The organism is Methylobacillus pratensis (assembly GCF_054072455.1).
Genome location: NZ_JBSUSR010000004.1, coordinates 61,649 through 84,761, shown reverse-complemented (window position 1 = coordinate 84,761; position 23,113 = coordinate 61,649). Strand labels below are relative to the sequence as shown.

Below are 23,113 nucleotides of genomic sequence, written 5' to 3'. Positions count from 1 at the left end.
GCAAAAAGTGGGCAAATTGAAAAATTCCTTTTAATTACAATAGTTACAATTTCAAGTCACCCCTATCCACAAAATTATCCACAGATTTTGTGGATAGTAATATTTCTTGTTTCCAAATAGAAAAATGAAAATAGGTCAACAACAATTTCGCACCATCTGGCCGCTTGTTGCAGAAGGCGGAGATGCTTCGTATCGCGTGGGCATTATCGACCAGACGGCGCTGCCGCATGAATGGCGTATCGTTACGCTCGATTCGGTGCAGCAGGTGGCGGATGCCATCCGCCGGATGCAGGTGCGCGGCGCTCCATTGATCGGAGCCGCCGCTGCCTATGGAATGGCATTGGCAAGCCAGCATTCCGCCAGCGACGGAAACTTGCAGGCGGCGGCCGCGAGCTTGCTGGCAAGCCGGCCAACGGCGGTGAATTTGCGTTGGGCGGTGGAGCGCATGATGCTGAAATTGATGGCGGTAGCTGAAGCCCGGCGCTGCGAATACGCCTGGCGGGAAGCTGCGCAAATCGCCGACGAGGATGTCCGCACCAACCAGGCGATCGGACAGCATGGGCTGGCCTTGCTGCAAGCATTGGCGGTAGCCAAGTCGGGCCGGCTTAATATCCTTACGCACTGCAATGCCGGCTGGTTGGCGACCGTGGATTGGGGAACGGCGCTGGCTCCTGTCTATGCTGCCTTTGATGCTGGCATGGATATCCATGTATGGGTGGATGAAACCCGGCCGCGCAACCAGGGCGCCAGCCTGACGGCCTGGGAGCTGCAGCAGCACGGCGTGCCCTATACCGTGGTGTGCGACAATGCAGGTGGGCACCTGATGCAGCAAGGCAAGGTGGATTGCGTGATCGTGGGAGCGGATCGCGTTACGCGCACCGGCGATGTCTGCAACAAGATCGGCACCTATCTCAAGGCGCTGGCTGCGGCGGACAACGAGGTGCCGTTCTACGCTGCAGTGCCGACGCCGACAATAGACTGGCAGATTGCCGATGCGAAGGATATCCCGATCGAAGAGCGGGACGCCGATGAAATCCACATGGTGGTCGGGCGGGCGGAAAACGGATGCACGGCCAGCGTGCGCGTGACGCCGGAAGGCAGCGCGGCCGCAAATCCCGCGTTCGACGTGACGCCCGCGCGGCTGGTGACTTCCATCATTACCGAGCATGGTTGCTATGCACCAGGCCGTCTAGGCGATATCCTGCAGATTGTCGACGCAACAATCAATCCAATAACCAGCAATCATTAAGCCAGCCCATGAATCCTTTATATGATCTAGCTCAACTGCGGGAAATCGAGCAGCAGCATGCTGCCGATGGTTTGATGGAAAAAGCCGGCCTAGCGGCTGCCGATATGGCGCGCAAGCTGCTGTGCGAACATGAATACAGCGTGCTGGTACTGGCAGGGCCGGGAAACAACGGCGGCGACGCACTGGTTGCCGCACGCCATCTGAAGGCGGCTTGGCACCAGGTGACCGTGGTGTTTACCGGCGACAGGGCCAGGCTGCCTGCCGATGCCGCCGCAGCCTACGATGCATGGGTTGCCGCAGGCGGCGAGTTGCGTACTGAAATCCCGCCACACGGGCGTTGGCAATTGGTGATCGACGGCCTATTCGGGATCGGTTTGTCCCGCGAGCTGGATGCCCATTACAGCGGGCTGATTGCTCAAGTGAACGCGCTTGGCTTGCCGGTGCTGGCGCTGGATGTTCCCAGCGGCTTGTGCACAGCGACAGGGCGCGTGCTCGGCGCCGCCATCAAAGCAAAACATACGTTGAGCTTCATCGGCCTCAAGCCCGGCTTGTTTACCCTGGACGGCCCTGATCATGCGGGCGAAATTCACCTTGAGGCACTGGGACTGGAGATCGAGGATTCAAGTGCCGCTGGATCGTTGGTCGACCAACCTCCGGCCTTGCCCTTGCCGAGAAAGCTGAACAGCCACAAAGGCAGCCATGGCAGCGTTGGCGTGATCGGCGGCGCTGAGCATATGGCAGGGGCCGCCATCCTCGCTTCCAGGGCAGCGCTGCTGCTGGGGGCGGGGCGGGTGTATTGCGGTCTGCTCGCAAAACAGCCTTTTGTGCTGGATACGGTACAGGCGGAACTGATGCTGCGTGATACCGCCAGCGTACCGACGTTGTCCAACGTATTGGCAGTCGGGCCCGGCATGGGGGTCTCGAGCGCGGCGATGGCGGTACTGCACGAGGTGCTGGCACAGACTCAACCCCTGGTGCTGGATGCGGATGCGCTGAACCTGGTGGCGGAACACCCCGAACTTCAGCAGAAATTAAAATGGCGTGCCGCAGGCAGCACGGTACTGACCCCGCATCCCGGCGAGGCCGCCCGCCTGCTCGGATGCAGCAATGACGAAGTGCAGGCCGACCGTATTGCCAACGCGTTGAGGCTTGCCCATGCATACCAGGCTGTCGTCGTGCTCAAAGGCTGCGGCAGCATCATCGCCTTGCCGGACGGGCGCTGGTTCGTCAACCGGAGCGGCAATCCCGGCATGGCAAGCGCCGGCATGGGCGATACCTTGTGCGGCATCATAGCTGCCTTGCTTGCGCAGCGCATGGCCATGGAGCAGGCGGTGCTACTCGGGGTTTACCTGCACGGTGCTGCCGCAGATGCCTTGGTTCTGCGCGGTATCGGCCCGGTCGGGCTCACTGCCGGCGAAGTGGCATTGGCTGCAAGGGAACTGCTCAATGGCTGGGTATACGGCAAGGCTTGATGCCATGCCGCAGGCATGGTCAAAACAGCTCCTGAAGCGATCATTCAACTATTGAACCTTACCGATTGAATATTAATCATAACGGCTTGCCAAGCGCCGTGTAGGCGGATTTTCCCATTTGTCGGCAATAGGCGTTTGCAGTAAAATCTAACCCCGTCCGCAATGTCCCAAAGTTTTTATTCCATGACCAAATTCGTATTCGTTACCGGCGGGGTTGTTTCCTCATTAGGTAAAGGCATTGCAGCTGCCAGCTTAGGCGCAATTCTAGAGTCGCGTGGCATCAAGGTGACCATGCTCAAGCTTGACCCCTACATCAACGTCGACCCGGGCACCATGAGCCCGTTCCAGCACGGCGAGGTGTTCGTCACCGACGACGGCGCCGAGACCGATCTCGACCTCGGCCATTATGAGCGCTTCATCAGCGCGCGCATGGGCAAGCGCAACAACTTCACTACCGGCCAGATCTACGAAACCGTGATCAAGAAGGAGCGCCGCGGCGAATACCTGGGCAAGACCGTGCAGGTGATTCCGCATATCACCGACGAGATCAAGGCGCACGTGAAGCGTGGCGCCGAAGGCGCCGACGTGGCGATTGTCGAAGTCGGCGGCACGGTGGGCGACATCGAGTCCCTGCCTTTCCTCGAGGCGATCCGCCAGATGGGCATCGAGGAAGGCCGCACCAATACCTGTTTCATGCACCTGACGCTGCTGCCGTGGATTCCCACCGCGGGCGAGCTCAAGACCAAGCCTACCCAGCATTCCGTGAAGGAACTGCGCGAGATCGGTATCCAGCCCGACATTCTGCTCTGCCGTGCGGACCGCGCCATCCCCGAGGATGAAAAGCGCAAGATTGCCTTGTTCACCAATGTGCCGCATGAGGCGGTGATCTCGGTGATGGACGCCGACAGTATTTACAGCATTCCTCGCATGCTGCACGAGCAGATGCTGGACGAGATCGTCTGTCATAAGCTCAACCTGCTTGCGCGCGCGGCGGACCTGTCGAGCTGGAACCGCATCGTACATACGCTCAAGAACCCCAAGCATGAGGTCAATATCGCCTTCGTCGGCAAGTATGTAGACCTGACCGAATCCTACAAGTCGCTGACCGAAGCCTTGATCCATGCCGGCATCCATAACGAATCCAAGGTCAATATCCACTATATCGATTCCGAGGACGTGGAAAAGCAGGGCACTGGCGAACTCGAAAAGATGGACGCCATCCTGGTGCCGGGCGGTTTCGGCAAGCGCGGGACGGAAGGCAAGATCGCCGCGATCCGCTATGCGCGCGAAAGCAAGACGCCATATTTAGGCATTTGCCTGGGCATGCAGCTGGCTGTGATCGAGTTTGCGCGCAATGTCGCCAAGCTCGAGAATGCCAACAGCACCGAGTTCGACCCCAAGACTCCGCATCCGCTGGTGGGCCTCATCACCGAGTGGAAGAACGCCGACGGCAAGGTGGAGCAGCGCAGCGAGGATTCCGACCTCGGCGGCACTATGCGCCTGGGCGCGCAGAAGTGCCCCATCGTGCCGGATACCAAGGCGTTTGCCATTTACGGCGCCGAAGTCAACGAGCGCCACCGCCACCGCTACGAAGTCAACAACAACTATGTGGAGAAGCTGGAAAAGGCCGGCCTGGTGGTGTCGGCGCGTACGCCGACCGAGCAGCTCTGTGAAATGGTCGAGCTGCCAAGCGGCGTGCATCCCTGGTTCGTTGCCTGCCAATTCCACCCTGAATTCACCTCCAATCCACGCAGCGGGCATCCCTTGTTCAATGCCTATATTGCAGCGGCCCTGGCCAACAGAAAGGCGTAACCAACATGCAGCTTTGCGGTTTTGAGGTTGGCATAGACCAGCCCTTGTTCCTGATTGCCGGCCCATGCGTGATCGAATCGCAGGAAATGGCGATCGAGACGGCAGGCCAGCTCAAGGAAATCACCACTGCGCTGGGCATCAACTTCATCTACAAATCCTCCTACGACAAGGCCAACCGCAGTTCTAACAAGACCTTCCGCGGTTTCGGCATGGACGAGGGCTTGAAGATTCTCGACGAAGTGCGCCGTCAGCTCGGCGTGCCCATCCTCACCGACGTGCATACCGAAGAACAGGTGCCGCATGTGGCCGCGGTGGTGGACGTCTTGCAGACGCCGGCCTTCCTCTGCCGCCAGACCGATTTCATCACGGCCTGCGCCAAGTCCGGCAAGCCGGTGAATATCAAGAAGGGCCAGTTCCTGGCGCCTGGCGACATGAAGCAGGTGGTGCAGAAGGCAAAAGAAGCCAACGGCGGCGCGGATACCATCATGGTGTGCGAGCGCGGCGCTTCTTTTGGCTACAATACTTTAGTCTCTGACATGCGTGGACTCGCCATTATGCGCGAGACGAATTGCCCGGTGGTGTTCGATGCCACGCATTCAGTCCAGCAGCCTGGCGGCCAAGGGGACAAGAGCGGCGGCCAGCGCGAGTTCGTGCCTGTGCTGGCGCGCGCCGCAGTCGCCAGCGGCGTGGCAGGGGTGTTCATGGAAACCCATCCAGATCCTGCCAAGGCCTTGTCCGACGGACCGAACGCCTGGCCTTTGTCCAAGATGAAGGCGTTGCTGGAAGTGTTGGTCGACCTCGACCGTGTGGTGAAAAAAGCTGGCTTCATCGAACATACGGTGTAAGCCGGAACAAAAAATCCAAATCTAAATTGAGGAAATAAAGCATGAGTGCAATTGTTGATATTATTGCCCGCGAGATCATCGATTCCCGCGGTAACCCCACAGTCGAGGTAGATGTCCTGCTCGAGTCCGGCGTGATCGGCCGTGCGGCCGTGCCTTCCGGCGCCTCCACTGGTACCAAGGAAGCGGTTGAGTTGCGCGACGGCGACGCCGCGCGTTACCTCGGCAAGGGAGTGTTGCAGGCGGTCGAGAACGTCAATACCGAAATCACCGAAGCTATCATCGGCCTCGACGTGGAAGAGCAGAGCTTCATCGACCAGACCCTGATCGACCTCGACGGCACCGAGAACAAGAGCCGCCTGGGCGCGAATGCGATCCTCGCGGTCTCCATGGCCTGCGCCCGTGCCGCGGCTGAAGAGTCCGGCCTGCCGCTCTACCGCTACCTCGGCGGTTCCGGCTTCATGCAACTGCCTACCCCGATGATGAACATCATCAACGGCGGCGCGCATGCCGAAAACAGCGTGGACATGCAGGAATTCATGATCATCCCCGCCGGCTTGCCGACATTCCGCGAAGCCCTGCGTGCTGGCGCCGAAGTGTTCCATGCCTTGAAGAAAATCCTGCACAACGAAGGCTTGGCGACCACCGTGGGTGACGAAGGTGGCTTTGCGCCCGACCTGCCGTCCAACGAAGCCGCGATCCAGTACATCCTGCAGGCGATCACTGCCGCCGGCTACGAGCCGGGACGCGACATCCTGCTGGGTCTGGATTGCGCCAGCTCCGAGTTCTACAAGGACGGTCTCTACCACCTGGAATCCGAAGGCCTGCAACTGACGTCGGAGCAGTTCACCGACTACCTGGCGACCTGGGTCGACAAGTACCCCATCGTCAGCATCGAGGACGGCATGTCCGAGCATGACTGGGACGGCTGGAAGCTGCTGACCGACCGCATCGGCAAGAAGGTGCAGCTGGTGGGCGACGACCTGTTCGTGACCAACGCCAAGATTCTGCGCGAAGGCATCCAGAAGGGCGTGGGCAACTCCGTGCTGATCAAGGTTAATCAAATCGGTACACTGACCGAGACTTTCACTACCATCGAAACGGCCAAGCGCGCCGGCTACACCGCCGTGATCTCGCACCGTTCCGGCGAGACCGAGGACACCACGATTGCGGATATCTCCGTGGCAACCAATGCATTGCAGATCAAGACCGGTTCCTTGTCGCGTTCCGAGCGCATCGCCAAGTACAACCAGCTGCTGCGTATCGAGGAAGAGCTCGGCGATGCCACCAGCTATGCAGGCAAAGAAGCGTTCTATAACCTGAAGTGAAATTCCTCACCCTCATCTTCGTCGCCTTGATTGCCTTGCTGCAGTATCCGCTGTGGCTGGGCAAGGGCAGCTGGCTGAGGGTGTGGGACCTGAACCAGAAGATCGTTGCGCAGAAGAGCAGCAATGCCGAGTTGAAGCTGCGCAACGATACCCTGGACGCTGAAGTGCGCGACCTCAAGCAGGGCAATACCGCGATCGAGGAGCGTGCGCGTAGCGAACTGGGCATGATCAAGCAGGACGAAGTGTTCTATCAGGTGATAGACCAGCTTCCCAGCAAGCCGGCTCCCCAGCCTGTGGCGCCTCCCGGCGCGCAATGAGCTTTTGTCTAGCCGACTTCCATGAGCAGACATAAGCTAATTTTCCTCATTATCGCCATCCTGGCAACCGGTTTCATCGCCACCTCGGTGGTGAGCTACCAGGTGTCGCGGATGTCCATCCACAACGCGATCGTCGATAGCACGCTGCCGCTCAGCTCCGACAACATCTATTCCGAAATCCAGAAGGACCTCATCCGGCCGATTTTCGTGTCGTCCATGATGGCCTCGGATACCTTCCTGCGCGACTGGATTCTCGACGGCGAAGAGGATGTGGACAGAGTCAGCCGCTACCTGCAGGAAGTGCAGAGCCAATACGGCGCATTCATCAGTTTCCTGGTGTCGGAGCGCACGAGCAACTACTACTACGGCAAGGGCTTGCTGAAGCAAGTGCAAGCCGGTGAAGAACGGGATGCCTGGTATTACCGCGTACGCGACATGCGCAATCCCTATGAGATCAATGTGGACCGGGATATGGCGCATGCCGACGCCCTGACCATCTTCATCAATTACCGGGTGCTGGATTATGACAACCAGTACCTGGGCGCGGTAGGCGTCGGCCTGACCGTGGACTCGGTGCAAAAGCTGATCAGCCATTACCAGCGCCGCTTCAAGCGCGACGTCTATTTCGTCGATGCCTCCGGCCTGATCCGCCTGTCGGGCAGCAAGCACCAGGTGGTCGGCCAGAACATCAACCAGCAGCCTGCGCTTGCCGGCATCTTCCAGCAAGTGCTCGATACGGCAAAAGACGACACTCACGGCGGCAGTTTCCAGTACGAGGACGCCGAGACGAAGCAGCTCATCAATATCCGCTACATCCCGGAGCTGCACTGGTACTTGTTCGTCGGGCAGGATGAGCTGGAAGCAACCAGCGATATCCGCCAGGCGCTGCAGATCAATCTGCTGCTATGCCTGGTCGTGACCGCGATCGTCGTCGCGCTGACCCATGTGGCATTGCGGCGCTACCAGGACAAGCTGGAAACCATGGCAACGACGGATACCCTCACCGGCTTGCCCAACCGCCGCGCATTCGACGTGGTGATCAATGTCTTCCTCAATGAAAACGAGCGTGCGCGCAGCACCTTGGCGTTCATCGTTCTGGACGTGGATCATTTCAAGTCCATCAACGACAAGCTGGGGCACCTGGGCGGCGACCATGTGCTGAACGTGGTGGCGCGTACCATCAAGGCCAATACCCGCGCCGCGGATTTCGTGTGCCGCTGGGGCGGGGAGGAGTTCCTCATCGTGATCAAGGATTGCGACGAGCACAACGCCATGCTGCTGGCCGAGAAAATCCGCAGCGCCATCGAGGACGAGCTTGTCGCCTACCAAGGCAGCCAAGTCGCGATGACGGCCAGCCTCGGCGTCGCCGTTGCACGCGCTGGAGAGAAGCTGGAGCCGGTGCTGGAGCGTGCCGACAAGGCCATGTACGCCGCCAAGACGGCAGGGCGCAACCAGGTCCATTTAGGCAGTATTTAGGTCGGGTTGGGGTATTGCCGCATCAGCGGCATAATGCCGGAATCCGCGCCATATCCTCTGGGCTCAATGCCCCGGTCTTACGGAAACAGATCGCTTGTCTGCTATCTAGCACTACGGTAAAGGGCAGCGCGCCGATCTTGTTGCCGGCCTTGCGCATCAGGCCTGCGACATTCATGCCCGGCCGCAGCACGGTGGATTTCACTGGGTGCTGCTCCAAGAAGCGCTGCGCCATGGCGGCGCTATCCGTATTGACTAGCAAAACGCTCCAATCCGGGCGTTGGGCCGCGAATTGATCGAGCATTGGCAGTTCGGCCACGCACGGCGGACAATCCACACCCCAGAAATTGACCAGCACCGGCTTGGCGACCTGGCGCAATTCGACAAAGCGCGTGCCGTCCAGCGTCGGCAATTTGAAATCCAAGGCCGGTTCCGCTGCGGCATGGCTGCCCAATAGCAATAGCAGGATGAAAAGCGGTGCGCGCATCTGGTAGGAGATTCCGTCAGAAATTCAGCTTGAGCCCGGCATAGAGATAGCGGCCGCGTCCTGGCCCCCATAAATGCGTGAAGTCCACGTTGCCCGCGCCGTCGATCCAGAGAAAGTTTTCCTTGTTGACCTGCTGGTAGTCGAACAGGTTGTCGGCACCGGCATAGAGCGCCACGGTCTTGTTGACCTGGTATTCCGCGCGCACGTCGGTGGTGGCGTAGGAAGGGCTATGGCCGCGCTTGCGGCTGCCGTCGAAGTTGTAGCGCGGGTTGTTGGCATAGTCGTAGAACTTGGCGAGGTCGTGCGGCCCGGTCCAGTTGACGCGCAGGTAGGCGGTCCAGGGGCCTTGCTCGTAATCCACGGTGAAGAAGGCGCGCGCCTTGGGACGGGAGAATATCAGCGTCCCAGGCGTGAACTGGTAATGGAAGCGTTCGCCGCCGATGCTGACCACGGTGCTGGGCGTGAGCTGGTAGGAGAGATTGATGTCCACGCCTTGCACCACGACCTTGTCGGGCGAGTTCTCGAACAGCGTCACCGTGCCGGTGCCGCCGGCGGGGTCCGCCACGCCCGGCGTCAGGATCGCCATGTCGTGGATGCGGTTATAGTTGTAGGAGCCGACCACTGCCAGCCTCTCGTCGGCATAACTCAAGGCATAGCTGAGGTTGTCGGATTTCTCCGGCTTGCTCAGCAGCCGGATGATGCGGATGTCGTCGAGGATGCCGTGGTCCTGTTCGAAGAAGCTGGTCGGCGCGCGGAAGCCGCGCCCCACGCTCAGGCGGCTCGCGATTTTGTCCGTGTGGTGGTAGAGCAGGTTGAGCCGCGGCGAGGTGATGGTGCCGAACACATTGTGGTCGTCCGCGCGCACCGAGGCATTGAGTTCCAGCTTTTCCTCAAGGAAGGTGCGGTAGGCCTGCAGGAACATGGCCGGGGTGCGGTAGCGGTAATTGTCCACGCCCCGCACGAAGTCATCCTGCGCTGCGGAATAGCCGTGGCTGCGCAGGTCCTCGTAACGGTAGTTCAGCCCGGCGGTCAGCAGCCAGTCCGCCAGCGGGAACTGGTAGGATGCCTCCAGGTAATATTGCTGCTGCTTGGCCTTGTAGGTGGTGATTTCGTAAAAGCTGTCCTGCTTGTGCTGGGCGGCCCCGACAGCAAGGCGCAGCTTGCCGTCGCCGATTTGTTTTTCCGCCGAAGTGGTGAGCTGCACCCGGTCGGTGAAGATGATTTCCGACAGTCCCGCCCGGCCCAGATCCCAGGGCAGGAATCCGCTGCCGTCCGGTGCGAACCAGCCGTTGCTCACAGGCGAGCCATGCCGTCCGCGGCTGAAGTCGAAAGGATTGCCCGACTGGTCCGCCTTGATGGCGCTGTAGTGTTTGCCGAGCGCGCCGCCGTTGCGTTTTTCGTCCACGATGTCCAGGCGGCCGCGTACGGTGAATCCGCCCAGGTCGTCGGCGAACCAGCCTATGCCCAGCATCTTGCGGTCGTAACCGGTATATTCGGAAACGCCTTCGCCGCTGGCATCCACCGCATCATGGCGGTTCTGGCTGAACGTCGCGGTCAACGCGCCGCTTTCCAATGTTTTTGCCAGGTAGCCCTCATACAGCCGCGAGCCGAAGCTGCCGCCTTGAATGCGCAGCTTGGCGCTATCCTGCTGCGGACGCTTGCTGACGATATTGACCGAGCCCGCGAGCGCTTCCGGCGCGATCAGGCTGGCGCCCGCGCCGCGTGCGATATCGATGCGTTCTATGCCCCAGACGCTGACGCTGTCGAGGCCATAGGCCGAGGAGACGGACGAGTAGATGGGGATGCCGTCGATCAGCAATGTGGTATAGCGGCCGGGCAGGTTGTTGAGCAACACGTTACGCACGTTGCAGATCGAGCATTCCACCTGCACGGCAATGCCCGGCTGCTTCTCCAGCGCCTCCGTCAGGTTGACCGCGCCGGATTGCTCGATGCGGCGCTCGCTGATGGACTCGGTCTTGACGATGTCGTCGCGCAGCGCGCCGGGCCTGGTCGAACCCTGGTTGGTGCGGCTCTTGATGGTGATCGGCGGGAGCTGTATCTGGGAGGTGTCCTCTTCGGCGCGCGGGCTGGATAGGGGCAGTAATCCCAGGCAGAATGAGGCTAGCCATGCGGCAAAAAGTTTAGTGGGTGTCATATGCATCCCTTGAATAAGCGATAATTTATGAAAATGATAATTATTATCGTTTGTTGATGCAATCCCTTTTTGACGAAATGGCTTTGGCACGCTCCTGAAAGCGGATTATTTTTCCAAGGCATAAGGCAGGGATAATAGGGCTAGCTCCTGCCCCTGCCAGCTCAAGCCGCCAGCTTCCACGCTCTCGAGCCGTAATTCGGCAAGGACATCCTGCCCGTTAGCGGGGTTGCGTGCGCTGCGCACGATTTGGCCTGCGGCAATGCCATTGGCGTCAACGATTTCCTCGCCTGCCGCAGGCTGGGCGTCACCGGCGATATGGGCAAGATGCGTGCGGCGCTTGACCTTGCCCAAGTAGTGGGTGCGCGCGACGATCTCCTGGCCGGTGTAGCAGCCTTTCTTGAAGTTGATGCCGTTCAGCAGGTCGAGGTTGACCATCTGCGGCACGAACGCTTCTTGGGTAGCCGCCACGATCTCGGGAATGCCTGCCTGGATTTCGCGCCAGTCCCAATCGGCCTTGTTCGCCGGGACAAGGTGCTGGCTAAATGCGGTCCAGAGTTCGGCAGCCTGCGCGGCCGGGCTGACCAGCTCATAACGCGACAACGCGCCGGGCAGACGGATGACAGTGATGCCGTCCTGGCTCAACTGGGCATATTCGGTTTCAGGGATATGGCAGAAACGGGTTTTCAATGCCGCTTCCGCCGCATTGCCCGCAATGCCGATGCGCACGGTTTCGTCGCTGCGGTCCGCAACCACCACCTTGGAGCGCAATATGTACATGCGCAGCCGCTTGGCGATGGGTTCGAGTAGGCCGCGATCGAATTGCAGGTACAATTTTCCATCCTGGGCAAAGGCGAGGAACAGCGCCAGCAAGCGTCCCTTGGGCGAGCAATAGCCGCTGTAATGGCTGCTGCCGCCATCCAGCTTCTTGACGTCATTGGTCACTTGGCCCTGCAGGAACGTGACCGCGTCTTCACCCTCCAGCGACAACAGGCCATAATGCGACAAGTCGGCGATGATGCTGTCGTCAGCCTTGGCCTGGCCGGGAAATTGAATGATGCCGTCCTGCACTGTCGCGCCTTGTTCGGACAGGAATTGCTGCCATGAAGTCATGAATCATCCTCTGAATGAATAAACTGCAGAAAACACCGCACCATTATAGCGTGAAGCCGGTGACCCTGATCCTTGGGCCGTCGCGCTGGCTTGCTTTCCTGTTCCTGTCGATGGGTGCCATCGCCGGTGTTTCCATCATCCTGCTGCCGTGGGCATGGTGGCTGAAAGCCATCCTCATCGCCGCTATCACTGCCGCGCTTGCCCGGCAGATCTGGCGCGACGCCTGGCGCAGGCACCCGGCCTCGCCCGTGATGATCGAGCTGGATCATACAGGCAAGTTCTGGCTCGCCACGCGCAACGGCATGCGTTATCCCGCCCAAGTGCAGGGCAGTACGTTGGTGATGGCGGGCCTGACCGTGCTCAACCTCAAGCTGGAACATGGGCGGGTTGCATGCGTCATCTTGCCGGACGCCGTGGATGCCGAAGCATTCAGGCGTTTGCGCGTGTGGCTGCGTTGGCGGTACGATAATGCTTATGGTGCTGGATTCAACGACGAATGAACCAAGTCAATTTATGATGATCACATCAGGATGTTTTTAGGTCAGTTTTGAAGAAGTCAGGATATGGGCATGATGAACATGGCGCTATCACGCTGTGAGTGGCTGGCGGTGTTTTTGCCGCTGATAATGATACAGGTCGCAAATGCGGGAGTGGAAGAGGATGGCGCATATTGGTTCAACGTCCATATGCAGGGAGCCTTGCCTGTAAAGCACTTTAACTGGAGCATGGATACGAACCCCCGCTGGCGCGATGAAGGTAGTCATTTGGATCAGCTGTATCTACGGCCTTCCGTATTCTACAAATTCAATTCCAAAACCAGTATCTGGCTAGGGCATGACAACATCATCAGACACTCCGCTGGCAAGTCGCCCGCCCATGAATACCGCTTGTGGCAGCAATTCCAATATCAATTCGACCCGGTCTCCGCTGTTACATTCACCAACCGAACCCGCATCGAGCAACGCCGTCGCGAAGGTTTTCATGGTCTGGGATATCGCTTGCGGCAGATGGTCAAGGCCAGCGCTCCGGTCATGAGCGTCCCCCATCTTTCCCTGGTCGCTTCTGATGAACTATTTATCAATCTCAATCAAACCGAATGGAGCAGCGAGCGCGGGTTTGATCAGAATCGGTTGTTTGTGGGGTTGAACTGGAAATTCAACCAGTCCTCAAGTATCGAGGCGGGCTATCTGAATCAATTTATCCATACCCAAGCCCTCGATCGTGACAACCACGTGCTGGCGACTACGTTGGGGTTTAGTTTCTAAAGTTTGATCGTAAACATATGATTGGGAAAAAGCTCCATTTGTAGCAAGCCGCCTTCCATGGGTGATTACCTGATGCCGGAGCATCGGCGATCCCAATAGGTCTCGAACTGGTTTTTCTTGAACTCTTCAACCTCGTATGCAGAATCAGCAGGCTCTATCCACACTGACTCAAAACGCCCGGCTTCCTTGTCGAAAATCTTGATGAAGCGCGCCCATTCGGGTTCATCTGGCCGGTTCACCTCGCCACAGAGATTTAGGCTGTCGTCGAATTCCGTCACGATCAGCCCGCGGAATTGAATACTGTCACGGTTGGATTGCCCATTCAGCATATCCTGCTTGGCAGCTTCTTCGAATGTTTTTTTGTCGGCATACGGGCTTGCATGGGCTTGGTATTGAAATACCAATATCCAGGCAGACAAGGCGATTGCAATCAACTTCATACAACTTCCTGAGCATCCAAAGATTTTGGATTGTAATACATTGCTGAGATTGACTAATGGTCAATCCCATATTGGAGAGCACGGTATAAACCTGGGCGAGATGTTCCTATCATTGCGGCGCAATGCTTATTGTGATTTCGTCCTATGCGGATTGGAAATTTAAAACTGCCCTAATTGCCGGCGCAATGCCGCTACTTCTTCCATCAGGTCGACAGCGAGCGCGGCCAGTTGCGGGTCGGCATCGAAGCTGTGCTCCAGGTCGGCAATACGGCGGGCACGCAACAGGGTGGCGCTGGCAAACCGCCATTCGGCGGCAGCGTTGCCGTGAGCGGGGTGCAGTACGCCGGCTTCGACATGGGTGAGCACCCATTCGGGTGCCTGGCGCACGCAGCGGGCCAGTTGTTCCAGCGTCAGCGCTGCGTCTTCCAGCAGTTCTGTCAGTTCAGCGGGTACGAGGATAGGGGTGTTGGTGGTCATGGGATGGCTCCACAGGTAAGGTTCAGCGCGGATCAAAGCCGGGGTAGGCGGCGGCCAGGGCGTTCCAGGCGGCCTTCTGCGCATCAGTGACGGCGCCGGGCACGGCGATGTCCAGTTCTAGGTACAAATCGCCTGGGGCGCTGGCCGAAGGAATGCCGCGTCCCTTCAGGCGCAGCTTGCGTCCGCTGCCCGAGCCGGCGGGCACATTGACCTCGACCGTGGCGCCGTCAGGCGTGGTGACCTGCACGCCGCCGCCCAGTGCAGCCTCCCAGGGCGTGACCCACAGCTTTTGCGTGATGTCGCGGCCCTCGATGCGCCAGCGTGTATCAGGACGGAAATGCACTTCCAGGAACAGGTCGCCCTCAGCGCCGCCGCCGAAGCCGGGGCTTCCTTGGCCCGCCAGGCGGATAAGCTGGCCTTCCTTCACGCCCTTCGGAATCTTGACTTGCAAGGTGCGTTCCTCCGGTACAGGCTGGCCTTGCTCGTCCAGCTGCACGCCGCGTAGCGTGATGCCGCGCTCGGCGCCCCTGTAGGCATCAATCAATTCCAGCTCGATGCGGGCATGGCGGTCCTCGCCGCGCATCTGGGCAGAGCCTCGGCCTTGGCGGCCGCCGGTGCGCGCGCGACCCGCGCGGCCAAACAACTGCTCGAAGAAGTCGCTATGCTCGCCGTCTTCACCAAACTGGCTGTGGAAGGCATGGCGGAAAGCCCCGGCATTTCCATCGCCGCCGGAGAACTCGAAGCCCTCGTTCCAGCCTGGGGGCGGCCGGATATCGTCACCCGAGCGGGCGCCTGCAGCCCAGTTCTGCGCACCCACGGTGTCATAGGCCGCACGCTTCTCGGGGTCGGATAGTACGGTGTTGGCCTCGTTCACCTCGGCCATGCGCTCCGTGGCATCGGGTTCCTTGCTCACGTCGGGGTGGTATTTGCGCGCCAGCTTACGGTAGGCTTTCTTGATGTCGTCGGCGCTGGCTGATTTGTCCACGCCGAGAATCTGGTAATAGTCCTTGAATTCCATAAATAAACTTGCCTCAGTGCGCTGCGGTGGATGGTTTTCTAGTCTCGGGACTGCGTGCTCGTTTGCTGTAAGGTTGTTTCGCTGTTGAAAGCAGCATACTGGCCGAGCATATCTTTGTCGAGGGATGGACGTAGGTAGTGGGCGAGCGGATTGGCTGGAGCTGCCTGACCCGGTGCCGCACCTATGTAGTATCGTGCGCCCGCACTGAGCCAATTGCTGCCAGCGTAATGAATCCGGCGTATGAAGCAGCTGGAGGAGTTAGCGTCTAATTTGCTGCCTTGCGATGCAATAGACGCTTGAGCAGCCTCCTCAACCGTTGCGGCGTATACGAGGCAAGTACCAATCCCCCAGCGACAATCGCAAGCAGCCAATCGATATGCATAGGCGCAAAGTCGCGTCTGCTGGGCTTGAGCCGGTGCACCGCGGTTTTGACATCCTCGACATGGTCGCCGTTGACGTAGGCAGCGCCGATTTCCTCGCTGAGTTTGATCAAGTATTCCTCATCCAGGGTGGACTGGTAGCGGTCATTCTCGGAGACAGCCGTGCCCTTGTCGCGCGTGCCCAGGTTTTGCTGCGAAATCTGTGCGACGCCGGGTTGCAGGACGAAGTTTTCTGCCGACCAGTAACCCAGAAGCTTGTTGTTTTCATCGAATTTGGGGATGGGTTGCGGCTCCTTGCTGCCTATGCCGACCAGCAGCCAGTCGCCGTCTTTCTGGAAGTTGCTGAGGTCGCGGGTGTTGAAGGCATGCAGGCGCGGAGCTTCTTCGCCGTCGGTGAAGAAGATCGCCTGGGTGGGTTCGGGCATGGTGCGCAGCAGGCGCGCCAGTGAATCGATGCCTTCGCGCAGGCGGGTGTTGCCGGACCAGGCTTGGCGCCATTCTATGCGGGCGATGGTGTCCTGGATGGCGGCGTAGTTCTCGCAGACTTCGATCGGCGTGTAAAGCGCGGCGACGCTAAGGCCGGAGAAAAGCGCCAGGCTGACGCGGCTGCCGCACGGCATGCTGGCGACCAGGTCGTGCGCAACATGCTTGGTGTATTCCAGGCGTGAAATATCCTCGCCGCGCCAGGTCATGCCCTTGGTGTTCATGCTCTGGCTGATGTCGATCACCAGCATGGTGCTGTAGATGTTGTGAGGCACCGGGATGGTGGGCTTGAATGCGGCCGTCAATAGCAGCAGCAGCGCCAGCATCGGCAGCAGGGTCTCGCGGTGCATATAAGGCTTGAGGCGGGCGGGCAGCATGGTCTTGTTACGGCAGTCCTACCGGGATGTTGCCCATGATGAGGCCGGGCGAGTCTGATTCGCCCGATCCCGGCGTGGGGGTCGAGGGCAGCATGCTGAGCACGCGGTCGAGGTTATGGCGCGCATCCCAGAAGCTGTGGTCGAGACGCAGGGATTGCTCGTAGGCCGTGCGTGCCTGGTTGAGCAGGTATTCCGTCTCGTCTCGCACCGTGATGTCCCGCCCGTTCACCGCCAGGCCGCGCAGGAAGAAGATATTGCCGGTGTTGAACTGCACTGCGGATTTTTGCGTGCTGTCGCCTTTTTCCAGCAGTTGCCCGAACAGTTGCGTGGCTTCCTGGTAGCGCCCGTTGCGGGCCTGCCAGTAGGCCACCGCGAACTTGGCCTCATAGCTGTCCTGGCGCGTACTGGGGGATTTGCCTTGCTGGATGGCCTGGTTGAAGGCGCGGATTTCCTGGATCTGGTAGGCCTGCCATCCGGCCAGGCCGAGAGAGCCGATGGCGAGTAGGGCGAATCCCCAGGTAAGTTTTCTGGCGCTTAGTGCCATGTTCTGACCTCGATGAATTTGGCCAGCAGCAGCAACGACAACAGCACGGCTGCCAGCAGGTAGCAATAGGGAGCGAAATCGCGGCCGGGAATTTCTTCCTGGTAGCGGATGGGTTTCTTTTCCTTGCGGTTGATGTCCTCGATCGCGGCGGCTAGCGATTTCGGGTCTTCGGCCTCGTAGGCCTGGTAGCCGGTGCGCAGGGTCTTGAAGAAGTCGTTGAGCTCGAGCGCGGGCGGCAACGGCTTGTCTTCCGGCGGGACGTAGCTGGTATCGAAGATGCTGGTGGCGCCCGGTTGGCGCAGCACGATCCAGTACAGCGTCACGTTCATGCGCTCCAGCCAGTCGCGGATTTTCTGCTGGGTGTTGGCGCCCATGCGGCCGCCGCCGTCTGAGAGCAGGATAATGGCGCGCGAACCCGAGTCGGGGGTCTTGTCGAACTGGGCGAGGCCGGTGGTGAGGCCGCTGCCGATATTGGTCTGGAACAGGGCTGCGCCACCGGCAGCACGAATCGCCGCCAATATGGCCTCGCGGTTGTCCGTGAGCGGCAAGGCGTGCATCGCGGAGTTGCTGAAGGTGACCATGCCGAACATGTCGTTGCTGCGCTCATTGACGAAATGCGTAATGAGGCGTTCGGCCGCCGCGGCCTTGGATTCCCCGGCGACGCCGCTGGTTTCCGCACCGGAGAAGGCTTCGTCCATGCTCGCGCTGCGGTCGATCACCAGCACCAGTTGCGCGCCCTGGCCAATGCGCTCGATATATTGCGCATCGGTCGCCGGCCCGGCGGCGCCCAGCAACATGAAGCACAGCGCCAGCGCGGCAAGTATTTTCAGCAATATGCCCAGCAAATCCGAGAGGCGGTCGCGCGGCAGCAGGCTCAGCCAGGAGTAGCTGCGGCTATGCTGGCGGTCCAGCAACAAGGGCACCAGGCTGAGCGGCAGCAGCATGAGCAGCCAGGCATGGTTGAAGTTCACTTACTTCATCCCCCGCTCGATGTCGCGGCAACGGCGGGCGAACTGGCGCAGCCATGCATGCGGGTCGGCCGGGACGTTCTGCTCGGAGCTGTCGAAGAATATCGCGCGTGACAACAAGAAGAAGCGCGCAATATCGTCCGTAAGCGGGATGAAGTCGGGCTTGATCCGGGTGATTTCCTCGGCACTGAAGACGCTTTGCCTGCAACTCTGCTTGAACGCCTGGTGCAGGTGGTTGACGGCCGCCTCCAGCCCATTCGCGTCATGGCTGGTTTGCCTCAGTTTGCGATAAGCCTTGGCGAACGGACCGCCCATGCGAGGCAGCCAGGCGTGGTTGCCCAGGATGTACAACAGCCCGAGCAGGCTCAGGCCGAAGATGACGAATGCGCCGTAAAGAACCTGCCGTTGCCTATGATCGCTGATCAGCAACGGGCCGCGCAGCGGGCTCATGTCCTTACTGATATTGACCGAGCCATAGACGGCCAATGGCGAAATGCGGAAATTCCAGCTTGGGATGCGCACCTGGAACAGCTTGCCGTTGCCGGTGAACTTCACGAACTCGGGCGGCAGCGCCGCCGGCTTGGCGACGATGCTGGAGGTGAATACCTGGTAGCTGAGTTCCAGCGTGTAGATGTTCTGGCCGTTCTCATGCGACTCGCTGAGCTTGCTGGCGTAGAGCTCGATGCCTTGTTCCTTGTTGCGGTAGCGTTTCTGGTTGCCGGGAATGGGCAGCGAGGTCGGCAGCAGCTTGTACTGGTCGTTGACCTTGAGCGTGATGGTGCGACTGAGGACGTCGCCCACGTGGTATCCCACTTCGCGTACCGGGTTTTTGTCGATGATCTCGACAGGCGGGTCGTCGGCCTTTGCGGCAGTAGTTTCAGCCGCTGGAGCCTCAGCTGCTTGGGCCGGGATGATTGCCAGCATGACGGCCAGCAAGAGGAAGGTGTTGAATCTGTGGAGTGCGATCATGTTCATGCCGTCACAAACTGGTAGAAGTATTCCGTCAAGGCGTCTGCGTCGAAGCCTTGCTCGATAAAGAAGGGCGGGACGTCAAAGCGCATGAACAATGCGTTGAGTGCGGCATGGCGTTCTGCAAATGCCGCTTGGATGCGGGCGTGGGTGGATTTGCGCAACATCAGCGTGCGCTTCTCGCCGGTCTCGCTGTCGGTGACATGCGTCAGCCCGAATTCGGGGATGGCGCTGTATTCGGCGGCATCCCACAGTACGATCGGCACGATATGGTGCCGCTGCATGGAAACCAGCGCCTCCTCGAGCGCTTCCAGCGGCATGTGGAAGTCCGAGACCAGCAGGACCAGCGCGCGTTCGCGCGGCAGGTAGCGGCTGACGTGCAGGATACCTGCGCCGCCGACATGGGGAGGACGGTAGTCTTTCAAGGACTCAGCCAGCAAGTAGGCCGCCTGTACCCGCGTGCTGGCAGGGATCACCCAGGCGTCGTTGACCTCCTCGTCGAAGCCGATGAAGCCGAACGGGTCGTTGACGCGCGAGGCCGACTGTGCGGCGGAGGCGGTGATTTCCGCGGCAATCCTGAGCTTGTTGAAATGGCCGGAAAACCCCATGGAGCCGGACAGGTCGCAGGCGACGAACACGGGTACCGCGCTGCGCTGGTTGTAGATGCGCACATAGACCTGCTCCATCGGGTCGCGCAGGCTGAGGCGCAAATCGATACGGCGCGGGTCTGGATAGGAGATCAGGGGCGCATGCCCGACGAAGTCCATGCCCAGTCCGCGTTGCGCGCTGGCATGGCGGCCAGGATGGCGGCCGCGGGAACGCCAGCCGATCTGGTAGCTGAACTCCTTGGCTAGCTCGTTCATGGCGTTCAGGTGGCGCTGATGGTGTGAATGGCCTGGCTGAGCAGTTCGCGTGCAATCTCGGTGCGGCGCATTTCATAAATCGGGTTGAAGACCAGGCGGTGCGCGATGGTTTCGTGGAACACGGCATGAATGTCTTCGGGCAATACCGCCTCGCGGCCATTGAGCCAGGCGTTGACGCGCGCAGCGCGCATCATCATGGCAATCCCGCGCGGACTGGCGCCGGCCACCACCAGGCGCTTGATGTCCACGCCTTCCACCTGGAGGCCGTAATCGGTCGGGCTGCGGGTCGCCAGCCATAAATCGAGCGTATAGCGGCGCAGGGCCGGGCTGGCCTGCACGCTGGACTGGATCAGCGATGCGATCTGGTTGAGCCCGTCGAACTGCAGGATGTCCGGATTCACCTGGTCTACCAGGGCATCGACGTCGTGGAAGCGCGTCTCGAAAATCAATGCCTCCATGATGTCGATGTCGGCCGGGACGGTAATGGGGATTTCCATCATGAAGCGGTCGCGCGCGGCGGAGGGGATCTCGAACGTCTCTTCTTTTTCCACCTGGTTGCGGTCGGCGAACACCAGCATGTGGGGGAAATGGTGCTCGCGGTTGAAGGCGGACAATGTGCGTTCCGCCATTACGCGCAACAGCAGCGAGTGCACCTGCGGGCGGGCGCGGTTGATTTCGTTGAAGAAAAACACCGACAGGTTGGTGCCGTGCGACAGCAGCGGGCCCGGGCTCACGTGCGGGCGCCCGTCATCGCCGAGGTAAGTGTGGTACACCAGGTCGTTGGGCATCAAGTCTATGGTGCCCTCGATACGCTGGTAGCCGCCGCCGATGCCTCGCGTGAAGGCGCGCAGCAATGTCGTCTTGCCGACGCCGACATCGCCCTCGAGCAGTACGTGGCCGCGGGCAAAGATGGCGGTGGTGATCAGGCGTATCGCATTGGCCTGGCCGACCACGACCTGATTGACGTTGTTTTCCAATTGCAATGCCTGCGCACGCCAGTCGGCCAATTGACGGTCACTCATGTGGTGGATTCCAGTACTAGGTTGAATGGTTAATGGGGAAAATTTCCCGTATGGTAGGGTTTTTAATTCATGGTGTAAACAGATCGGTATAGTTTTGGCGCGGGCTTGCCGTTTTGTGCCGTCATACACGGCAAGCCGGTGGAATCTAGACTGGATTTGCGGAGATTTATTAATACTTTCACAGCTTAGGGCTTTTGTTAAAAAGCATTTCAGGCGAAAATAACGGGATTATCAGTACAGAATAATTAAATGCAAAAACAGAATAGTTTCACCTTTGAAGAATTGCTTTCCTGTGGTCGTGGCGAAATGTTCGGGGAAGGCAATGCGCAATTGCCATTGCCGCCGATGTTGATGTTTGACCGGATCGTCTCCATTACTGAGGATGGCGGTCAATATGGTAACGGGCAGATTATCGCGGAGCTGGATGTCAGGCCCGACCTCTGGTTCTTCAACTGCCATTTCGAGGGCGACCCGGTGATGCCGGGCTGTCTGGGCCTGGATGCCATGTGGCAATTGGTAGGTTTCTACCTCGGCTGGATGGGTGGCAAGGGCCGCGGCCGCGCACTGGGCGCGGGCGAAGTGAAGTTTACCGGCCAGGTGCTGCCTACTGGTAAACTGATTACTTATCGTATTGACCTCAAGCGCGTGATTATGCGCAAGCTGGTCATGGGCATCGCCGATGCCCACATGGAAATTGACGGTCGCGAGATTTATGCAGCCAACGACTTGCGAGTCGGCCTGTTCACACGCACCGACAATTTCTAGCAGATACATTCTGCTGAAACAGCCTATCGCTATTGATTGAATTAATGTGGGAGAACACGCAATGCGTCGTGTCGTCGTCACCGGGATGGGCATCATTTCCAGTCTCGGTAACAACAAATCTGAAGTCCTGGACAGCCTGAAGGCAGGCCGTTCCGGTATCCGTTTTCAACAGGAATATGTTGATCAGGGGCTGCGCTCGCACGTCGCCGGCTCGATCGAGAACCTCGAGCTGGAAGCCTTGATCGACCGCAAGCTCATGCGCTTCATGGGCAAGGGGCATGCCTATGCCTGGCTGGCCATGCAGGAAGCGATTGCCGATGCCGGCCTGCCGCCCGAACTGGTGTCCAATATCCGCACCGGCCTGATCGTGGGCCAGGGCGGCGCCTCGCACGAGAACATCCTGTCCGGCGTGGATACCTTGCGTGCCAAGGGCGTGCGCCGCGTCGGCCCTTACATGGTGACCAAGGCCATGGCGAGCGGGGTGTCCGCATGCCTAGCGACGGGTGCCGAGATCAAGGGCATCAACTATGGCATCAGTTCCGCCTGTGCGACCAGCGCCCACTGTATCGGCGCAGCCGTGGAGCAGATCCAGCTCGGCAAGCAGGATATCGTGTTTGCCGGCGGAGGCGAGGAGGAGCACTGGACGCTGTCCTTCATGTTCGATGCCATGGGCGCATTGTCCAGCAAGTACAACGCGACGCCGGAGAAAGCATCTCGCACGTATGACGTCGACCGCGACGGCTTCGTGATTTCCGGCGGTGGCGGCATCGTGGTGGTCGAGGACTACGAGCATGCCAAGGCGCGCGGCGCGAAGATCTATGCAGAAATCGTCGGTTACGGCGCGACTTCCGATGGCTACGACATGGTGGCGCCGAGCGGCGAGGGCGCCGAGCGTTGCATGCGCCTGGCCTTGCAAGGCGTCGAAGGCCCGGTGGATTACATCAATACCCACGGCACCAGTACGCCGGTGGGCGACGTGAAGGAACTGGAAGCGATCCGCGCCGTGTTCGGCGGCAGCGATGTCGCGATTGCTTCCACCAAGTCGCTGTCCGGCCATGCGCTTGGCGCTGCGGGCGTCAATGAGGCGATCTACACCCTGCTGATGATGGAGAATAACTTCATTGCGGCGTCGGCCAATATCGACCATCTCGACCCGGCAGCCGAAGGGCTGAACATCGTGCGCGAGCGCATCGACAACGCCAATATCCAGACCGCGGTGTCGAACAGCTTCGGTTTCGGCGGTACCAATGCCACCCTGACGTTTTCGCGCAGGCAGCTTGCTTGATCTGATTGAACG

General features: G+C 59.7%; 23 protein-coding genes. 11 read left to right on the top strand and 12 right to left on the bottom strand.

Annotation, left to right across the window (positions count from 1 at the left end):
• Positions 1-124: 124 nt before the first annotated feature.
• The 7 genes from mtnA (at position 125) to ACW4YW_RS09850 (ending at position 8,496) form a co-directional block, all read left to right on the top strand.
• Positions 125-1,249 (top strand): S-methyl-5-thioribose-1-phosphate isomerase, encoded by a 1,125-nt coding sequence (gene mtnA, locus ACW4YW_RS09880; protein WP_457137380.1) that lies wholly within the window; start codon positions 125-127, stop codon positions 1,247-1,249.
• An 8-nt stretch (positions 1,250-1,257) separates the two neighbouring features.
• The gene (locus tag ACW4YW_RS09875; protein ID WP_457137379.1) at positions 1,258-2,721 is read left to right on the top strand and encodes an NAD(P)H-hydrate dehydratase; all 1,464 of its coding nucleotides are present in this window, start codon (positions 1,258-1,260) and stop codon (positions 2,719-2,721) included.
• 183 nt (positions 2,722-2,904) lie between these two features.
• Entirely contained in the window at positions 2,905-4,533 is a 1,629-nt protein-coding gene (locus tag ACW4YW_RS09870) for a CTP synthase (protein WP_457137378.1), read from the top strand.
• Between the two features lie 5 nt (positions 4,534-4,538).
• Positions 4,539-5,378, top strand: coding sequence for a 3-deoxy-8-phosphooctulonate synthase (gene kdsA / locus ACW4YW_RS09865; protein ID WP_309566487.1), 840 nt, complete (start codon positions 4,539-4,541; stop codon positions 5,376-5,378).
• Positions 5,379-5,419: 41 nt separating this feature from the next.
• A complete protein-coding gene (eno, locus tag ACW4YW_RS09860; protein WP_407996933.1) occupies positions 5,420-6,703 on the top strand; it encodes a phosphopyruvate hydratase in 1,284 nt (427 codons plus the stop codon).
• The gene (ftsB, locus tag ACW4YW_RS09855) at positions 6,700-7,020 is read left to right on the top strand and encodes a cell division protein FtsB (protein ID WP_407996934.1); all 321 of its coding nucleotides are present in this window, start codon (positions 6,700-6,702) and stop codon (positions 7,018-7,020) included. Before eno ends, ftsB begins: the two co-directional genes overlap by 4 nt.
• Before the next feature lie 21 nt (positions 7,021-7,041).
• Positions 7,042-8,496, top strand: coding sequence for a sensor domain-containing diguanylate cyclase (locus ACW4YW_RS09850; RefSeq protein WP_457137377.1), 1,455 nt, complete (start codon positions 7,042-7,044; stop codon positions 8,494-8,496).
• Between the two features lie 22 nt (positions 8,497-8,518).
• On the opposite strand, the gene ACW4YW_RS09845 is transcribed toward ACW4YW_RS09850, so the two are convergent.
• The 3 genes from ACW4YW_RS09845 to ygfZ all read right to left on the bottom strand — a co-directional run bounded on the left by ACW4YW_RS09845 (position 8,519) and on the right by ygfZ (position 12,245).
• On the bottom strand, positions 8,519-8,980 hold the full coding sequence (locus ACW4YW_RS09845) for a TlpA family protein disulfide reductase (RefSeq protein ID WP_457137376.1): 462 nt from the start codon (positions 8,978-8,980) through the stop codon (positions 8,519-8,521).
• 16 nt (positions 8,981-8,996) lie between these two features.
• Positions 8,997-11,135 carry a TonB-dependent receptor plug domain-containing protein gene (locus ACW4YW_RS09840; protein ID WP_457137375.1) on the bottom strand — a complete coding sequence of 713 codons (2,139 nt, stop codon included), beginning with the start codon at positions 11,133-11,135 and terminating at the stop codon, positions 8,997-8,999.
• A gap of 105 nt (positions 11,136-11,240) precedes the next feature.
• Entirely contained in the window at positions 11,241-12,245 is a 1,005-nt protein-coding gene (ygfZ, locus tag ACW4YW_RS09835) for a CAF17-like 4Fe-4S cluster assembly/insertion protein YgfZ (RefSeq protein ID WP_457137374.1), read from the bottom strand.
• A gap of 14 nt (positions 12,246-12,259) precedes the next feature.
• Here ygfZ and ACW4YW_RS09830 point away from each other — a divergent pair, with 14 nt between their 5' ends.
• Together ACW4YW_RS09830 and ACW4YW_RS09825 are read left to right on the top strand one after the other, a co-directional pair.
• Positions 12,260-12,745 carry a protein YgfX gene (locus ACW4YW_RS09830; protein WP_457137373.1) on the top strand — a complete coding sequence of 162 codons (486 nt, stop codon included), beginning with the start codon at positions 12,260-12,262 and terminating at the stop codon, positions 12,743-12,745.
• 69 nt (positions 12,746-12,814) lie between these two features.
• Positions 12,815-13,510, top strand: coding sequence for a DUF2490 domain-containing protein (locus tag ACW4YW_RS09825; RefSeq protein ID WP_457137372.1), 696 nt, complete (start codon positions 12,815-12,817; stop codon positions 13,508-13,510).
• A gap of 65 nt (positions 13,511-13,575) precedes the next feature.
• Here the strand turns inward: ACW4YW_RS09825 and ACW4YW_RS09820 are convergent, their stop codons facing one another.
• The 9 genes from ACW4YW_RS09820 to ACW4YW_RS09780 all read right to left on the bottom strand — a co-directional run bounded on the left by ACW4YW_RS09820 (position 13,576) and on the right by ACW4YW_RS09780 (position 21,051).
• Positions 13,576-13,950 (bottom strand): hypothetical protein, encoded by a 375-nt coding sequence (locus ACW4YW_RS09820; RefSeq protein WP_457137371.1) that lies wholly within the window; start codon positions 13,948-13,950, stop codon positions 13,576-13,578.
• A gap of 159 nt (positions 13,951-14,109) precedes the next feature.
• Positions 14,110-14,427, bottom strand: a complete 318-nt coding sequence (locus tag ACW4YW_RS09815; protein WP_457137370.1) for a MerR family transcriptional regulator — start codon at positions 14,425-14,427, stop codon at positions 14,110-14,112.
• A gap of 22 nt (positions 14,428-14,449) precedes the next feature.
• Entirely contained in the window at positions 14,450-15,445 is a 996-nt protein-coding gene (locus ACW4YW_RS09810; RefSeq protein ID WP_457137369.1) for a DnaJ C-terminal domain-containing protein, read from the bottom strand.
• A gap of 265 nt (positions 15,446-15,710) precedes the next feature.
• On the bottom strand, positions 15,711-16,685 hold the full coding sequence (locus tag ACW4YW_RS09805; RefSeq protein WP_457137368.1) for a vWA domain-containing protein: 975 nt from the start codon (positions 16,683-16,685) through the stop codon (positions 15,711-15,713).
• Between the two features lie 7 nt (positions 16,686-16,692).
• Positions 16,693-17,229, bottom strand: a complete 537-nt coding sequence (locus ACW4YW_RS09800; protein WP_407996944.1) for a tetratricopeptide repeat protein — start codon at positions 17,227-17,229, stop codon at positions 16,693-16,695.
• Positions 17,220-18,200 (bottom strand): vWA domain-containing protein, encoded by a 981-nt coding sequence (locus ACW4YW_RS09795; protein ID WP_457137367.1) that lies wholly within the window; start codon positions 18,198-18,200, stop codon positions 17,220-17,222. Before ACW4YW_RS09795 ends, ACW4YW_RS09800 begins: the two co-directional genes overlap by 10 nt.
• On the bottom strand, positions 18,201-19,166 hold the full coding sequence (locus ACW4YW_RS09790) for a hypothetical protein (RefSeq protein ID WP_457137366.1): 966 nt from the start codon (positions 19,164-19,166) through the stop codon (positions 18,201-18,203).
• A gap of 2 nt (positions 19,167-19,168) precedes the next feature.
• Positions 19,169-20,029 carry a DUF58 domain-containing protein gene (locus ACW4YW_RS09785; RefSeq protein WP_457137365.1) on the bottom strand — a complete coding sequence of 287 codons (861 nt, stop codon included), beginning with the start codon at positions 20,027-20,029 and terminating at the stop codon, positions 19,169-19,171.
• A gap of 5 nt (positions 20,030-20,034) precedes the next feature.
• Entirely contained in the window at positions 20,035-21,051 is a 1,017-nt protein-coding gene (locus ACW4YW_RS09780; protein ID WP_457137364.1) for an AAA family ATPase, read from the bottom strand.
• A gap of 249 nt (positions 21,052-21,300) precedes the next feature.
• On the opposite strand from ACW4YW_RS09780, the gene fabA reads away from it, so the two are divergent.
• Both fabA and fabB read left to right on the top strand, forming a co-directional pair.
• Positions 21,301-21,816, top strand: a complete 516-nt coding sequence (fabA, locus tag ACW4YW_RS09775) for a 3-hydroxyacyl-[acyl-carrier-protein] dehydratase FabA (protein WP_309566741.1) — start codon at positions 21,301-21,303, stop codon at positions 21,814-21,816.
• Positions 21,817-21,877: 61 nt separating this feature from the next.
• A complete protein-coding gene (gene fabB, locus ACW4YW_RS09770; RefSeq protein WP_457137363.1) occupies positions 21,878-23,101 on the top strand; it encodes a beta-ketoacyl-ACP synthase I in 1,224 nt (407 codons plus the stop codon).
• Positions 23,102-23,113 lie beyond the last annotated feature (12 nt).

What these genes read in the sequence shown, in the direction of transcription:
- mtnA (WP_457137380.1), top strand. Translation starts at nt 125, where the DNA reads ATGAAAATAGGTCAACAACAATTTCGCACCATCTGGCCGCTTGTTGCA.
- ACW4YW_RS09875 (WP_457137379.1), top strand. Translation starts at nt 1,258, where the DNA reads ATGAATCCTTTATATGATCTAGCTCAACTGCGGGAAATCGAGCAGCAG.
- ACW4YW_RS09870 (WP_457137378.1), top strand. Translation starts at nt 2,905, where the DNA reads ATGACCAAATTCGTATTCGTTACCGGCGGGGTTGTTTCCTCATTAGGT.
- kdsA (WP_309566487.1), top strand. Translation starts at nt 4,539, where the DNA reads ATGCAGCTTTGCGGTTTTGAGGTTGGCATAGACCAGCCCTTGTTCCTG.
- eno (WP_407996933.1), top strand. Translation starts at nt 5,420, where the DNA reads ATGAGTGCAATTGTTGATATTATTGCCCGCGAGATCATCGATTCCCGC.
- ACW4YW_RS09850 (WP_457137377.1), top strand. Translation starts at nt 7,042, where the DNA reads ATGAGCAGACATAAGCTAATTTTCCTCATTATCGCCATCCTGGCAACC.
- ACW4YW_RS09845 (WP_457137376.1), bottom strand. Translation starts at nt 8,980, where the DNA reads ATGCGCGCACCGCTTTTCATCCTGCTATTGCTATTGGGCAGCCATGCC.
- ACW4YW_RS09840 (WP_457137375.1), bottom strand. Translation starts at nt 11,135, where the DNA reads ATGACACCCACTAAACTTTTTGCCGCATGGCTAGCCTCATTCTGCCTG.
- ygfZ (WP_457137374.1), bottom strand. Translation starts at nt 12,245, where the DNA reads ATGACTTCATGGCAGCAATTCCTGTCCGAACAAGGCGCGACAGTGCAG.
- ACW4YW_RS09830 (WP_457137373.1), top strand. Translation starts at nt 12,260, where the DNA reads ATGAATAAACTGCAGAAAACACCGCACCATTATAGCGTGAAGCCGGTG.
- ACW4YW_RS09825 (WP_457137372.1), top strand. Translation starts at nt 12,815, where the DNA reads ATGATGAACATGGCGCTATCACGCTGTGAGTGGCTGGCGGTGTTTTTG.
- ACW4YW_RS09820 (WP_457137371.1), bottom strand. Translation starts at nt 13,950, where the DNA reads ATGAAGTTGATTGCAATCGCCTTGTCTGCCTGGATATTGGTATTTCAA.
- ACW4YW_RS09815 (WP_457137370.1), bottom strand. Translation starts at nt 14,427, where the DNA reads ATGACCACCAACACCCCTATCCTCGTACCCGCTGAACTGACAGAACTG.
- ACW4YW_RS09810 (WP_457137369.1), bottom strand. Translation starts at nt 15,445, where the DNA reads ATGGAATTCAAGGACTATTACCAGATTCTCGGCGTGGACAAATCAGCC.
- ACW4YW_RS09805 (WP_457137368.1), bottom strand. Translation starts at nt 16,685, where the DNA reads ATGCTGCCCGCCCGCCTCAAGCCTTATATGCACCGCGAGACCCTGCTG.
- ACW4YW_RS09800 (WP_407996944.1), bottom strand. Translation starts at nt 17,229, where the DNA reads ATGGCACTAAGCGCCAGAAAACTTACCTGGGGATTCGCCCTACTCGCC.
- ACW4YW_RS09790 (WP_457137366.1), bottom strand. Translation starts at nt 19,166, where the DNA reads ATGATCGCACTCCACAGATTCAACACCTTCCTCTTGCTGGCCGTCATG.
- ACW4YW_RS09785 (WP_457137365.1), bottom strand. Translation starts at nt 20,029, where the DNA reads ATGAACGAGCTAGCCAAGGAGTTCAGCTACCAGATCGGCTGGCGTTCC.
- ACW4YW_RS09780 (WP_457137364.1), bottom strand. Translation starts at nt 21,051, where the DNA reads ATGAGTGACCGTCAATTGGCCGACTGGCGTGCGCAGGCATTGCAATTG.
- fabA (WP_309566741.1), top strand. Translation starts at nt 21,301, where the DNA reads ATGCAAAAACAGAATAGTTTCACCTTTGAAGAATTGCTTTCCTGTGGT.
- fabB (WP_457137363.1), top strand. Translation starts at nt 21,878, where the DNA reads ATGCGTCGTGTCGTCGTCACCGGGATGGGCATCATTTCCAGTCTCGGT.